At 67.9% G+C, this 14,228-nt stretch carries 9 protein-coding genes and 1 pseudogene; all 10 read left to right on the forward strand.

Features of this window, described 5'->3' with window-relative positions; genetic code table 11:
• Window positions 1-91: 91 nt before the first annotated feature.
• Entirely contained in the window at window positions 92-571 is a 480-nt protein-coding gene (locus BUR28_RS00975) for an autoinducer binding domain-containing protein (protein WP_074218407.1), read from the forward strand.
• Window positions 572-729: 158 nt separating this feature from the next.
• A complete protein-coding gene (gene fabI, locus BUR28_RS00980; RefSeq protein ID WP_074218408.1) occupies window positions 730-1,494 on the forward strand; it encodes an enoyl-ACP reductase FabI in 765 nt (254 codons plus the stop codon).
• Between the two features lie 11 nt (window positions 1,495-1,505).
• Window positions 1,506-4,040 (forward strand): DUF3141 domain-containing protein, encoded by a 2,535-nt coding sequence (locus BUR28_RS00985; protein WP_074218409.1) that lies wholly within the window; start codon window positions 1,506-1,508, stop codon window positions 4,038-4,040.
• On the forward strand, window positions 4,037-5,446 hold the full coding sequence (locus tag BUR28_RS00990) for a bifunctional enoyl-CoA hydratase/phosphate acetyltransferase (protein ID WP_074218410.1): 1,410 nt from the start codon (window positions 4,037-4,039) through the stop codon (window positions 5,444-5,446). The genes BUR28_RS00985 and BUR28_RS00990 overlap by 4 nt, the downstream gene beginning before the upstream one ends.
• A 6-nt stretch (window positions 5,447-5,452) precedes the next feature.
• Window positions 5,453-6,667 (forward strand): acetate/propionate family kinase, encoded by a 1,215-nt coding sequence (locus BUR28_RS00995; RefSeq protein WP_074218411.1) that lies wholly within the window; start codon window positions 5,453-5,455, stop codon window positions 6,665-6,667.
• Window positions 6,664-7,317, forward strand: a complete 654-nt coding sequence (locus BUR28_RS01000) for a CoA transferase subunit A (RefSeq protein WP_074218412.1) — start codon at window positions 6,664-6,666, stop codon at window positions 7,315-7,317. The genes BUR28_RS00995 and BUR28_RS01000 overlap by 4 nt, the downstream gene beginning before the upstream one ends.
• On the forward strand, window positions 7,317-7,970 hold the full coding sequence (locus BUR28_RS01005) for a 3-oxoacid CoA-transferase subunit B (RefSeq protein WP_074218413.1): 654 nt from the start codon (window positions 7,317-7,319) through the stop codon (window positions 7,968-7,970). Before BUR28_RS01000 ends, BUR28_RS01005 begins: the two co-directional genes overlap by 1 nt.
• 206 nt (window positions 7,971-8,176) lie before the next feature.
• Window positions 8,177-10,458: pseudogene (ppsA, locus tag BUR28_RS01010) on the forward strand (phosphoenolpyruvate synthase).
• A 32-nt stretch (window positions 10,459-10,490) separates the two neighbouring features.
• A complete protein-coding gene (gene acsA, locus BUR28_RS01015) occupies window positions 10,491-12,230 on the forward strand; it encodes an acetate--CoA ligase (RefSeq protein ID WP_074218414.1) in 1,740 nt (579 codons plus the stop codon).
• Window positions 12,227-14,224 (forward strand): pyruvate dehydrogenase (acetyl-transferring) E1 component subunit alpha, encoded by a 1,998-nt coding sequence (gene pdhA, locus BUR28_RS01020; protein WP_074218415.1) that lies wholly within the window; start codon window positions 12,227-12,229, stop codon window positions 14,222-14,224. Before acsA ends, pdhA begins: the two co-directional genes overlap by 4 nt.
• Window positions 14,225-14,228: the final 4 nt, after the last annotated feature.

Raw genomic sequence — 14,228 nt, forward strand, 5'->3', positions numbered from 1 at the left:
TTCAAATCAATCGGGAACGATGTATTCAGTCTTAGTAACAGGTGGCGGCACAGAAAGCCACTCAACTTTTGCGCGAATGGTGGGGTAAGTGATGGATCGGGCAACGAAGGTCGCGGAATTGTTATCCACGCTGGACGGTCGTTGCGATACGGGCTTTGCGCTGGCGATCCACATTCGTTACACGCGCCCGCTTCTCTTGTACCAGAGCTATTCCCGCGAGTGGAGCGATTTGTACAGCGAACGCGGGCTCATGCTGCTCGACCCGGTCGTACGCTGGGGCCTTGCACATAACGGCGTGCTGTTCTGGGACGATCCCGAACTCGAAGACCCGGCGGGCATCGTGGCACTGGCGCGTGCGCACGGGCTGACCAACGGCGTCACGCTGTCGGTCGGCCCGCCTGGATCGCGGACGATTTCCGGCCATACCCGCTCGCAGGGGCCGTATATGCCCGACGAAATCGAAGAGTTGCGCTGCCTTGTAGAGACCGTGCACGAGGTGACCGAGGGTCTGGACGCGCTCGATACCCCCGAGATGGACGCCTTGCGGGCGCTGGAGTTCTGCCGGACCTGAGGCTGGCCCGGACGGCATGCGCGGCCGTTACATGGCTGTCACCGGCACGCCTTACGCTGCGCGTGCAAAGATGTCCGGGCGCGGTTATGCTGCAAGTGCAAACGGGGCGTGCGTGGCGCGCGGGGTCTTTGCGATGAAGAACTTACCAGGGGAAGGGCATGTTTTCGCTCGAGGGACAGACCGCGTTGATCGTCGGGATCGCCAATGACAAGTCCATCGCCTGGGGCTGTGCCCGGGCGCTTGCCGGCCAGGGGGCGAGGCTTGCCGTGACCTATCTGAACGAGAAGGCAGAGCCCCATGTCCGCCCGCTCGCCGAAGAGCTCGGCGCCGAGATCGTGCGGCCGCTCGACGTGCGCGACGAAGCCCAGATGGACGCGCTGTTCGAGGAGATCGACACGCGATGGGGCCGGCTCGACACGCTTCTGCACTCCATCGCCTTCTGCCCGCGCGACGACCTGCACGGCCGGGTGGTGGACTGTTCGGCCGAGGGGTTCGGGCTGGCGATGGACATATCGGTGCATTCCTTTCTTCGAATGATTCGCCGCGCCGAACCGCTGATGCCCGAGGGCGGCACGTGCATGACCGTATCTTTCGCCGGCGCGACCCGCGTGGTCGAGCACTACAACGTCATGGGGCCGGTCAAGGCCGCGCTCGAATCGACGGTGCGCTACGTCGCTGCGGAACTCGGGGCGAAGGGCATCTCGGTCCACGCGCTGAGCCCCGGACCGCTGGCCACCCGCGCCGCCTCGGGCATCGCCGAATTCGACGAATTGCTGGACGAGGCCGCCACGCGTGCCCCAACCCACCACCTGGCCACCATCGCGGATGTCGGCGCCTACTGCGCCTTCCTGGCCAGCCGCGAGGCGTCGAACGTCACCGGCGGCGTCCATCCCATCGATGGCGGCTATTCGATCATCGGCTGAAGGAGCATTCCATGACCCAGCACGCCCACCGCACCACCAGCGACGACGCCGCGGAGGTGCTGAGCGCCTTTCTCGGCGGTACGGGCGCGCTGACCCAGGACCGGGTCGCGCAGGCCGGCCTGCAAGCGGCCGCGGCCTTCGAGAACGCCGACCTGCTGCGCGAGGTGGCGATGCGCCACGGCAACCGCATCTACGACAGCCACACCGACCGCGCCCGCACCCTGGTCGACGAGGTGATGCGCCTGGTCGAGATGGCGCGCGCGACGGGGGCCGATATGGGGCCCGCGCGGCTTGCGACCCAGTATGCCGAATATCTTCGCGACGCGGCCGAACGCTGGGTGTTGACCATGGACGTTCTGCGCGAGCGCGGCGACATCTTCCGGGCGCACGAGCAAGCGGGTTGCCCGCCGGTGCTGATCTACGACTACGAGGTGATCGTGGATGGCGCGGACCTCGACCACCCGTGCAACTATCAGCTGCTGCGCATCCTGCCGCCGGAGGGGGGCGAGGTGCGCGCCGACAAGCGCCCCTACATCATCATCGACCCGCGCGCGGGCCATGGTGGCGGGATCGGCGGGTTCAAGCCCGACAGTCAGGTCGGCGTGGCGCTCAAGAACGGCCACCCGGTCTACTTCGTCGCTTTCAAGCGCGACCCCGAACCGGGCCAGACGCTGGCCGACGTCACCCGCGCCGAGGCCGAATTCGTGCGCGAGGTGACCCGCCGTCACCCGGACGCCTCCAAGCCCGTGATCACCGGCAATTGCCAGGGCGGCTGGGCGACGCTGCTGCTGGCTGCCACCAATCCCGACCTGACCGGTCCGATCGTGCTGAACGGCGCGCCGGTCGCCACCTGGTCGGGCGAGGTGGGCAAGCACCCGATGCGCTACAATGGCGGGGTTCTGGGCGGGACTTGGCAGCCGATGCTGTGGTCCGACCTCGGCGGCGGCCGGTTCGACGGGGCGAACCTGGTGATGAATTTCGAGATGCTGAACCCCGGCCGCACCTGGTTCCGCAAGTATTACGGGATGTTCGCCACGGTCGATTCCGACAAGGCGATCCAGCGCTTCCTCGAATTCGAACGCTGGTGGGGCGGATACTTCACGCTCAACGAGCCGGAAATTCGCTGGATCGTGGAACAGCTCTTCGTCGGCAACCGGCTGACCAAGAACACCGCGATGCTGGAGCCCGGCCGGCTGGTGGACATCAAGCAGATCCGCGCGCCGATCATCGTGTTTGCCAGCCACGGCGACAACATCACCCCACCACAGCAGGCGCTGAACTGGATCCTAGATGCCTACGCGAACGTGGACGAAATCCGCATCCGCGGCCAGCGCATCGTTTACATGGTGCACGAGGAGGTGGGGCATCTGGGCATCTTCGTCTCGTCCAAGATCGCCAAGAAGGAGCACACCGAGGTCTCCTCGACCCTGAAGACGATCGAGGCGCTGGCCCCCGGGCTTTACGAGATGAAGATCGACGCAACCGAAGGGCGCGGCCAGGACAAGCAGTTCCTCGTCTCTTTCGCGGAGCGCACGTTCGAGGATCTCGGCAAGCTTTCGGGCGACCGGAAGGAAGAGGATGCCTTCGCCGCCGTCAGCCGCGCCAGCCGGATGCAGTCCGAGGCCTATGACACGATGATCCGGCCGGCCGTGCGTGCCGCGGTCAGCCCCCGGATCGCCGAGGCGACGCGCCGGTTCCATCCGCTGCGCGCCCAGCGCGCGGCGATGTCCTCGCTGAACCCGTGGCTCGCGCCGGTAACCGCCGCGGCCGAGCGCGTGCGCGCCGAGCGCAACAAGGCCGCCCCCGACAACCCGTTTCTCTACATGGAGAAATTCGCGGCCGACCTGACCGAGCAGTGGATCGACCTGGCCCGCGACATGCGCGATGCGTGCTACGAGATGACCTTCTTCGCGATGTGGAACAACCCTTGGGCGCGGGCCTTCGGCGCGCCTGAATCGGTGCGGCGCACGCGCAAGACGGTGGAAGAGTTGCGGGCGCTGCCGATGGTTCAGTCGGTGCTCTCCTACATGGACCAGGGCGGCTTCGTCGAGGCGGTGATCCGGATGCTGGTGCTGCTGGCCGAAAACCGCGGGTCGGTGCGCCGCGACCGGCTGGAGCGTTCGGCGCGCGTGCTGAACTGCGACGAACCCTTCGCCTCTCTGCCGATGGACTCGCGCGCGCGGATCATCCACGAACAGACGCTGATGGCGACCTACGATCCCGAGGGGGCGATCGCCACGCTGCCGCAGCTGCTGAAGGACCGGCAGGAGCGGGACCTGGCCTGCGCGGTGGTGCAATACGTGCCCGGCCCGATCGACGAGATGGCGCCGCACACGCTGGACATGCTGCAGCGCTTCCGCGAGGTGCTGGAGCTGCCGCCGCTGACCGAGGACGTGGTGGACGACCCGCTGGCCCGGGACGATGCCGGTGAGCCCGAGGCGACGGCGGAGGCGGTGGAAGAACCCGGCGCTGAGGAAAGCGTCGACGAGGCGGCGCCTAAGCCGCGCCGCCGCAGGACCCCCAGGAAGGAGACGGCCGCCGAATGAGGATCGAGGAGAACCGCACCTTCGACGAGATCGCCGTCGGCGACACGGCGCAGATCGTGCGCATCTGCACCGAGGACGATTTCTACGTCTTCGCGAGCGCCAGCGGCAACCACAACCCGATGCATCTCGCCCGCCATGACGGCGACGGTGACGGCGCGGAAGAGGCCGTGGCGCCGGCGCTCTGGGTCGGCGCGCTGATCTCGGCGGTGATCGGGAACATCCTGCCGGGGGCGGGCACGCTCTATCGCGCGCAGAGCCTGACCTTCAAGGACCGCGCCCATGCCGGCGACGAGCTGGTGGCCAGCGTGACGGTGACCGAAAAGCGCCCGCCTGACGGTATCGTGATGGAGACGACGGTGACCCGCAAATCGGACGGCGCGGTGATCCTGATCGGCGAGGCGCAGGTGCAGGCGCCGGCCCGGAAGATGGTCTTCGACGATCTCGAGATCCCCGGCCTTTTGGTCGAGCGTCACCGCCATTTCGACGCGCTGATCGCGCGGGCCGAGCCGCTGCCGCCGCTGCCCACGGCGGTGGTGTGCCCCGAAGAGCCGATGTCGCTGGGCGGCGCGCTGCTGGGCGCCCGGCACACGATCATCACGCCGATCCTCGTGGGCGACCCCGCAAGGATTCGCGCCGCCGCGGCCGAAATCGGCGCGCCGCTCGACGGGGTCGAGATCGTCGAAGCGGCGGATCACGCGACGGCCGCCCATGTCGCGGTCGATCTCGTCGCCGAGGGCCGCGCCGCGGCGCTGATGAAGGGGCATCTGCACACCGACGACCTGCTGCGTGCCGCGCTCCGCAAGGAAGACGGCCTGCGCGCCGGGCGCCGCTTCACCCATGTCTTCGTGATGGACGTGCCCGGCATGGCGCATCCGCTGCTGGTCACGGACGCGGCGATCAACATCGCGCCCGACCTGCGCACCAAGATGGACATCTGCCAGAACGCCATCGACCTCGCCCGCTCGATCGGGATCGAGGAACCCAAGGTCGGCGTCCTCTCGGCGGTCGAGACGGTGAATCCCGACATTCCCTCGTCGCTCGATGCGGCGCTTCTGTCCAAGATGGCCGAGCGCGGCCAGATCACGGGCGGTGTTGTCGACGGCCCCCTTGCGATGGACAATGCCGTCGATATCGGCGCGGCCCGGACCAAGGGGATCAAATCCAAGGTGGCAGGTCGGGCCGAGGTGCTGGTGGTGCCCGATATCGACGCGGGGAACATGCTGGCCAAGCAGCTGGCCTATATCTCCCATGCCGAGGGGGCGGGCGTAGTGATGGGGGCGAAGGTTCCGATCATCCTGAATTCGCGCTCCGACGACGACATGGCGCGGCTGGCCTCCTGCGCGGTCGCGGCATTGCACAACGCGCGCCTGACCGGGCAGAGCCCGGCCAAGCGCGCCGCGGAGTAGCGCCGCATGCCCCACGCGCTGACGCTGAACGCCGGGTCGTCCTCGCTGAAGTTCGGTTATTTCCAGTTGCGGGACGACGGCGCCGACCCCGAGGCCCGGATCGTCGGCCTCGTCGAGCGGATCGGCGCCGGGGAACGCGCCCATATCCGCGCCAGGGGGCCGGACGGCACGGTGCTGGTCGATGAGGAGTTCGGCCGCAACCACGTCCCCGACCATGCCGCCGCGCTGGGCGAGGTCGTCGCGTTCCTGCGTGCGCAGCGGCCCGACGCCCGGTTCGCCGCAGTCGGCCACCGCGTCGTGCATGGCGGCCCCGACTTCGACGCTCCGGTCGAACTAACCGACGAGGTGATGCAACGGCTCGCCGAGTTCCAGCCGCTGGCACCCTTGCACCAGCCCCACAACCTCTCGGGAGTGCGCGCGGCATTCGACCTGTTCCCCGACGCGGTGCAGGTCGCCTGTTTCGATACCGCCTTTCACCGCCACCACCCCTGGGTCAACGACACCTTCGCGATCCCGCGCAAGTATTACGACCAGGGCGTGCGGCGCTACGGCTTTCACGGGCTCAGCTACGACTATATCGCGGGGAAGCTGGCCGAGATCGCGCCGCATCTGCACATGGGCCGGACCATCGTGGCCCATCTCGGCAACGGTGCCTCGATGTGCGGGCTGATGGGCGGGCGCTCGGTCGCCTCGTCGATGGGTTTCACCGCGCTCGACGGGCTGCCGATGGGCACCCGCTGCGGCCAGCTCGACCCCGGCGTTTTGCTATACATGCTGCAGACCGAGGGGATGAGCGCGGCCGAGATCCAGGACCTGCTCTACAAGGAGTCCGGGTTGCTGGGCCTTTCGGAACTCTCGAACGACATGCGCACGCTCGAGGCCGCCGCGAAGGACAACGAACGCGCACGCGAGGCCATCGCCTATTTCGTGTTCCGCATCCGACGCGAACTCGGTGCGCTGGCCGCTGCGCTGGGCGGCCTCAGCACCCTGATCTTCACCGGCGGCATCGGCGAGAACTCGGCCCATATCCGCGAGAAGGTCTGCGCCGGGATGGACTGGATCGGCATGGAACTCGACGAAGGTCGCAACCAGCGCGGCGAACAGCTCATCTCGACCGATTTCAGCCGCGTGCGGATCCTCGTCATCCCCACCAACGAGGAACTCGTCATCGCCCGCGCGGCGCGCGACATGGTGGCCGAACGAAAGGACGCGGCGGAATGAAACGCGCGATCAAGCCCGAAGAGGCGGCCGAGATGATCCCCGAAGGGTCGGTGCTGCTGGTCGGCGGCTTCATGGGGGTGGGCTCGCCCCACCGTCTGATCGATGCCATCGCGGCGCGCGGGGTGGGCGGGCTGACCGTGGTCTGCAACGACACCTGCCGCCCGGGCGAGGGCGTGGGCAAGCTGATCGACGCAGGGCTCGTGGCGAAATGCGTCGTGAGCCATATCGGGCTGAACCCGGTCGCCCAGAAGAGGATGATGGACGGCGAGATGGAGATCGAGCTGGTGCCCCAGGGCACGCTGGTCGAACGCATCCGCGCGGCCGGCGTGGGCTTGGGCGGCGTGCTGACCCATACGGGCATCGGCACCACGGTCGAGGAGAGCAAGCAGGTGCTCGAAATCGAGGGCCGCAAATACCTGCTGGAACTGCCGATTCGCGGCGATTTCGCGCTGCTCGCGGCGCGGCAGGCCGATTACGTGGGCAATCTCGAATACACGCTGACCGCGCATAATTTCAATCCGATCATGGCGATGGGGGCCGAGACGGTGATCGCGGAACCCCACCACATCATGCCCGTGGGTGTGATTTCGCCCGATGCCGTCAAGACACCGGGCGTGCTGGTCGACCACATCCTTGAAAGGGCCGCGTGATGGACGCGAAAGAGATCATCGCCCGCCGCGTGGCGCAGGAGGTCCGGGAGGGCATGCTTGTCAATCTCGGGATCGGCCTGCCCTCGATGGTGGCGAATTACGTGCCCGACGATCTTCACGTGTTCTTCCAGGCGGAAAACGGCGTCATCGGTCTTGGTGCGCGCCCGCCCGAGGGGATGGAGGATCGTGACCTGACGGACGCGGGCGGCGGGTTCGTGACTGCGGTGCCGGGCGCCGCGTCCATAGACAGCGCGATGAGCTTCGGCCTGATCCGAGGCGGGCATCTCGACATGACGGTGCTGGGGGGCCTTCAGGTCGACGAAAAGGGGCATCTGGCGAACTGGATGGTGCCGGGCAAGATGGTTCCCGGCATGGGCGGCGCGATGGACCTTGTGGCCGGGGCCAAGCGCGTGATCGTCGCCATGGTGCACGCCGCCAAGGGCGCGCCGAAGATCGTGCCGGAATGCGACCTGCCGCTGACCGCCGACCGCCGCGTCAGCCTGATCGTGACCGAGATGGCGGTTATCGAACCTACCGAGGACGGACTCGTGCTGCGCGAGACGGGCCCCGGCGTCAGCGTCGACGACGTGCTGGCCGCCACCGCGGCGAGCCTACGCATCGAGGGCGACGTTCCCGAGATGCAGCTCTCCTGACCGCCGGGCCAGGCCGCGTAACCGCCTGTCCACAGGGCTGCCTTGACAAGGATCAACGCGGGCGCGTTCGGGCCGCCCCTACGCTCGGTCCCTGCAGCGACCGGACGGAGGAGGAGGAATCCATGGCCGGCCACGTGAGATGGTTCGAGCAGTTGCGCCGGGGCGACGTGGCGACCGTTGGCGGCAAGAACGCTTCGCTTGGCGAGATGGTGGCCGAACTGGCCGGCCGCGGCATCCGGGTGCCGGGCGGTTTCGCCACAACCGCCGACGCCTACCGCGCCTATCTTCGCCACAACGATCTGGACGCGCGCATCGCCGAGACGCTAGCGGCGCTCGCGGCGCACCGGATCGAGTTGCACGAGGCGGGCACCACGATCCGGCGGATGATCCACGAGGGGCATTGGCCGGACGACATCCTCGAGGAAGTCAAAAGCGCTTATGCCGCGCTGTCCGACCGCGCCGGGGTTGAGGACGTACCGGTGGCGGTGCGCAGCTCCGCCACCGCCGAGGACCTGCCCGATGCCAGCTTCGCCGGCCAGCAGGAGACCTATCTGAACGTCCGCGGGCCAGAGGCGCTCCTGGCCGCCTGCCGGCGCTGCTTCGCCTCGCTCTTCACCGACCGGGCGATCAGCTACCGCCAGGCCAAGGGCTTCGACCACGCTCAGGTGGCGCTTTCGGTGGGCGTGCAGCGCATGGTGCGCGCCGATACCGGGGGGCGGGGGTTATGTTCTCGCTCGACACCGAGACGGGCTATCCCGACATCGTGCTGCTCAACGCCGCCTGGGGGCTGGGCGAGAACGTGGTGCAGGGCGCGGTGACGCCCGACGAATACCAGGTCTACAAGCCCTTCCTCGACCGGCAGGATCTGACCCCGATCCTGGAAAAGGGGCTGGGCGCCAAGGAAAAGAAGATGATCTACGGCCGCGATGGCCAGGCCACGCGCAACGTGCCGACGTCCAAGGCCGAGCGCGGGGCCTTCGTGCTGTCGGATGCCGAGATCCTCGACCTCGCCCGCATGGCCGCGATCATCGAGACGCATTACGGCTGTCCGATGGACATGGAGTGGGCGCGCGACGGCGACACGGGCGAGCTTTTCATAGTGCAGGCGCGCCCCGAAACCGTGCAGTCCCGCGCCGACGCGGCGGGCTTCCGCAGCTACACGATCCATAACAAGGGCAAGACGCTGCTGACCGGGCTCTCGGTCGGGGCCGCGGTTGCCTCGGGCCATGTCTGCGTGATCGAAAGCGCCAAGGATATCGATCGTTTCGTCGACGGCGCGATCCTGGTGACCTCGATCACCGATCCCGACTGGGTGCCGATCATGAAGCGCGCGGCGGCCATCGTCACCGATCACGGCGGGCGCACCAGCCATGCCGCCATCGTGAGTCGCGAGCTTGGCCTGCCGGCCATCGTCGGCACCGGCAATGCCACCCACATCCTGCATGACGAGCAGGAGGTGACGGTGTCCTGCGCCGATGGCGAGACCGGGTATGTCTACGACGGCATCGCCGCCTATTCCGTCAAGGATATTGCGCTCTCGGACGTGCCCGAGACCAAGACCCGGGTGATGCTGAACATGGCGAACCCGGCCGCCGCGGTGCGCTGGTGGCGGCTGCCCTCGGCCGGCGTCGGGCTCGCCCGGATGGAATTCGTGGTCAACAACGCGATCAAGGCGCATCCGATGGCGCTGATCCATCCCGAAACGCTGGACGACGAGACCCGAGAGAAGATCGACGCCCTGACCGCCGGCTATGCCGACAAGCGCGAGTTCTTCATCGAGAAGCTGGCGATGGGCCTGTCGCGGATCGCCGCGCCGGTCTATCCCGAGCCGGTCATCGTGCGGATGAGCGATTTCAAGACCAACGAATATGCCGAGCTTCTGGGTGGGCAGGGCTTCGAGCCCAAGGAAGAGAACCCGATGATCGGCTTCCGCGGCGCTTCGCGCTACTACTCGGATGCCTACGCGCCCGGCTTCGCGCTGGAATGCCAGGCGATCCGGCGCCTGCGCGACGCGATGGGCTTCGACAATGTCATCGTCATGATCCCGTTCTGCCGCACGCCGGAGGAGGCCAACCGCGTGCTCGATGTGATGGCCGCGAACGGGCTGGAGCGCGGCGAGAGTGGCCTTCAGGTCTACGTGATGTGCGAGGTGCCCTCGAACGTGATCCTCGCCGAGGAGTTCGCCAAGAGGTTCGACGGCTTCTCGATCGGGTCGAACGACCTCACCCAACTCACCCTGGGCGTGGACCGGGATTCCGGCGAACTGGCCGAGCTTTTCGACGAGCGCAACGAAGCGGTCCAGTGGATGATCAAGTCGGTGATCGAGCGGGCGCATGCGGCGGGTTGCAAGGTCGGCTTCTGCGGGCAGGCGCCGTCCAACGACCCCGAGTTCGCGCGCCTTCTGGTCGGCTACGGCATCGACACGATCTCGGTCACGCCCGACAGCTTTCTCGCGGTCAAGCGCAACGTGGCGGAGGCCGAGCGATGACCTGACCCCTTGAAGCCATGGGAGGAGGAGACATGGCGTTCGAGACGATTCCGAAACCCGATGACGTCCGCGCCGGCGCCGCGCTGACCGAGGAGATCCGCGCGCGCTTCACCTGGGACGATGCGCGGGCGATGCTGGACGGGCTGCCCGGCGGCAAGCTCAACATCGCGCATGAGGCGCTGGACCGTCACGTCGCCGCCGGCCACGGGCAGGACCCCGCGATGACATGGCTCGGCAAGGACGGCGCACGGCGCGAATTGACCTACGAGGATCTTCGGGCCGAGACCGCGCGCTTTGCCAATGTGCTCCACGCCCACGGGCTGGGCGTCGGTGACCGGCTTTACGGCCTGATGGGCCGCAAGGCGGAGCTTTACATCGCCGCGCTCGGCACGCTGAAGGCGGGGCTGACCTTCTCGCCGCTCTTCTCCGCATTCGGGCCGCAACCGATCCGCACGAGAATGGAGATCGGCGCGGCCAACGCACTGGTCACTACCGCCTCGATCTACCGGCGCAAGATCGCCGGATTGCGGCAGGACATCCCCTCGCTGAAACTCGTCCTCATCGTCGGCGAGGACGCGCCCGAGGGCTGCGTCGCGCTGGGCCCCGCGATGGCCGCGGCCTCCTCCGATTTCGCCCCGGTGCCGATGGACCCCGAGGATACCGCGCTGATCCACTTCACCTCCGGCACGACCGGCAAGCCCAAGGGCGCGGTCCATGTCCACGGCGCGGTCGCCTATCACGCGATGACCGGCAGATACGCGCTCCAGATGGCGCCGGGGCGGCGCTACTGGTGCACCGCCGATCCGGGCTGGGTGACCGGCACCTCCTACGGGATCATCGCGCCGCTGGTGAACCGGGTGCACATGCTGGTCGACGAGGCGGAGTTCGACCTCGACCGCTGGTACGGCCAGCTTCAGCGCGAGCGGATCGAGATCTGGTACACCGCGCCCACCGCGATCCGGATGATGATGCGGGCGGGCGATGATGCCGCCGCGCCTTACGATTTCTCGGCGCTGCGCTTCCTCGCCAGCGTGGGCGAGCCGTTGAACCCCGAGGCGGTGGTCTGGGGCAACCGGGTCTTCGGGCGGCCGTTCCACGACAACTGGTGGCAGACCGAGACCGGCGGCATCGTCATCGCCAACACCCAGGCCATGGACATCAAGCCCGGCTCGATGGGCAAGCCGCTGCCGGGGCAGGTGGCGGGGATCGTCGCGCGCGACGGCGATGGCGTTCAGGAGTGCAAGGAGGGCGAGATCGGCGAACTGGCCCTGCGCCCCGGCTGGCCCTCGATGATGCGCGCCTATCTGCACGAGGAGACCCGCTACAAGAAGGCCTTCGTCGGCGGCTGGTACCTGACCGGCGATCTCGCGATGCGGGACGCGGACGGCTATTTCTGGTTCGTGGGCCGCGCCGACGACCTGATCAAGACCTCGGGCCACCTGATCGGCCCCTTCGAGGTGGAAAGCGCGCTGATCGAGCACGAGGCGGTGGCCGAGGCCGGCGTGATCGGCCTGCCCGACGAGACCGCCGGAGAGGTGGTGCGCGCCTATGTCTGCCTCAACCCCGGCTTCGAACCCTCCGAGGACCTCGAAAAATCCATCCGCGGCCACGCGCGCAAGCGACTCGGCGCCGCCGTCGCGCCCCGCGAGGTGGTGTTCCGCAAGTCCCTGCCCAAGACGCGGTCCGGCAAGATCATGCGTCGCCTGTTGAAGGCGCGCGAGCTGGGCCTGCCCGAGGGGGACATTTCCACGCTGGAGAGCGACGAGTCATGACCGGCGACAAACCCCATCTCACCCGCGCGCATGTCCTTGAGCTCTTGCGCCACATGATCCGCATCCGCCAGTTCGAGGACCGCTGCGCCGAAGCCTACACGCAGGAAAAGATCCGCGGATTCCTTCATCTCTACGACGGCGAGGAGGCCATCGCGGCGGGCGTGATCCCGGTGCTGGCGCCCGGCGACCGCATCGTCGCCACCTATCGCGAACACGGCCACGCGCTGGCCCGCGGCGTGCCGATGAACGCGGTGATGGCCGAGATGTTCGGCAAGGCCTCCGGCAGTTCCGGCGGGCGGGGCGGGTCGATGCACATCTTCGACGCCGCGCACAATTTCTATGGCGGGAACGCCATCGTGGGCGGCGGGTTGCCGCTGGCCGTGGGCCTCGCGCTGGCCGACCAGATGCAGGGCGCGCCGCATGTCACCGCCTGCTTCTTCGGCGAGGGCGCGATCGCCGAGGGCGAGTTCCACGAAGCGATGAACCTTGCCCAACTCTGGGGGCTGCCCGTCCTCTTCGTCTGCGAGAACAACGGCTATGCCATGGGTTCGGCGCTGGCGCGCACCGAGGCGCAGACCGAATTGACCCGGAAGGCCGAAAGCTACGGGATGGAGGCGCAGACGGTCGACGGCATGGACGTCGTCGCGGTCGAGGCCGCCGCGCGGCTGGCTTTGGCGCGTATCCGCGAGACCGGGAAGCCGGTGTTCCTGGAGGCGAAAACCTACCGCTTCCGGGCGCATTCGATGTTCGACGCCCAGCTCTACCGCGACAAGGCGGAGGTCGAGGACTGGCGCCAGAAGGGTCCCATCGTGAAATTCCGGACCTGGCTGTTGCAGAACGGCCTGATCCACGAGGCGGACGTGACGGGCATCGAGCAGCAGGTCGCGGCCGAGATCGACGCGGCCCTTTCCTTTGCCGAGCGAAGCGAACTGGAGCCGGTCGAGAGCCTGACCCGGCACGTCATGGCCGAGGACCGCCCGCCGCCTCCGCCCGCGCCCGAACCCTCGGGCGAGACCGTGACCATGACCTATCGCGAAGCGGTCAAGCAGGGCATCCGCGACGCGCTGCAGCGCGACGAGAGGGTGTTCCTGATGGGCGAGGACGTCGGCGCCTATGGCGGCTGCTACGCCGTTTCCAAGGGGCTGATGGCCGAATTCGGCGAGGACCGCATCCGCGACACGCCGCTTTCGGAATCGGGGTTCACCGGCGCGGGCATCGGGGCTGCGGCCGCCGGGATGCGCCCGATCGTCGAGGTGATGACGGTGAACTTCTCGCTGCTCGCGCTCGACCAGATCCTGAACACCGCCGCCACGCTGAGGCACATGTCGGGCGGGCAGTTCGGCTGCCCCGTCGTGATCCGCATGGCGACCGGGGCGGGCAAGCAGCTCGCCGCTCAGCATTCCCATTCGCTGGAAGGCTGGTTCGCCCATATCCCCGGCCTGCGCGTGCTGGCCCCGGCCACGCTGGAGGATGCCCGCGGCATGCTGTGGACCGCGATCGAGGATCCCGACCCGGTGCTGATCTTCGAGAACGTCATGCTCTACAACCGCGAGGGCGAGATCGACGCCGCTTCCGGCCCGGTCGAGATCGACCGCGCGGCGATCCGGCGGCCCGGCAGGGATGTCACACTCATCACCTATGGCGGTTCGCTCTGGAAGGTCATGGACGCAGCCGAGGCACTGGTGGACCAGGGAATCGAGGCCGAGGTGATCGACCTGCGGTCCCTGCGCCCGCTGAACGAGGACACCCTTGCGGAGAGCGTGAACCGCACGCGCCGGGCTGTCGTCGTGGATGAGGGCTGGCGCAGCGGGTCGCTTGCGGCCGAGATCATCGCCCGGATCAACGAGCGCTGCTTCTGGTCGCTGGATGCGCCGCTGGCGCGTGTCTGCGCCGAGGAGGTGCCGATCCCCTATCCGAAGCACCTGGAAGAGGCGGCGATCCCGCAGGTCGCCGGCATCGTTGCGGCGGCGAAGGCCACGCTGGGGAAGGGCTGAGGCG

It is taken from the genome of Rhodovulum sp. ES.010, assembly GCF_900142935.1.
GTDB lineage: Bacteria > Pseudomonadota > Alphaproteobacteria > Rhodobacterales > Rhodobacteraceae > Rhodovulum.

Bases quoted from the DNA above. Each gene is read 5' to 3' on its own strand.
- BUR28_RS00975 (WP_074218407.1), top strand. From the start codon at position 92: ATGGATCGGGCAACGAAGGTCGCGGAATTGTTATCCACGCTGGACGGT.
- fabI (WP_074218408.1), top strand. From the start codon at position 730: ATGTTTTCGCTCGAGGGACAGACCGCGTTGATCGTCGGGATCGCCAAT.
- BUR28_RS00985 (WP_074218409.1), top strand. From the start codon at position 1,506: ATGACCCAGCACGCCCACCGCACCACCAGCGACGACGCCGCGGAGGTG.
- BUR28_RS00990 (WP_074218410.1), top strand. From the start codon at position 4,037: ATGAGGATCGAGGAGAACCGCACCTTCGACGAGATCGCCGTCGGCGAC.
- BUR28_RS00995 (WP_074218411.1), top strand. From the start codon at position 5,453: ATGCCCCACGCGCTGACGCTGAACGCCGGGTCGTCCTCGCTGAAGTTC.
- BUR28_RS01000 (WP_074218412.1), top strand. From the start codon at position 6,664: ATGAAACGCGCGATCAAGCCCGAAGAGGCGGCCGAGATGATCCCCGAA.
- BUR28_RS01005 (WP_074218413.1), top strand. From the start codon at position 7,317: ATGGACGCGAAAGAGATCATCGCCCGCCGCGTGGCGCAGGAGGTCCGG.
- acsA (WP_074218414.1), top strand. From the start codon at position 10,491: ATGGCGTTCGAGACGATTCCGAAACCCGATGACGTCCGCGCCGGCGCC.
- pdhA (WP_074218415.1), top strand. From the start codon at position 12,227: ATGACCGGCGACAAACCCCATCTCACCCGCGCGCATGTCCTTGAGCTC.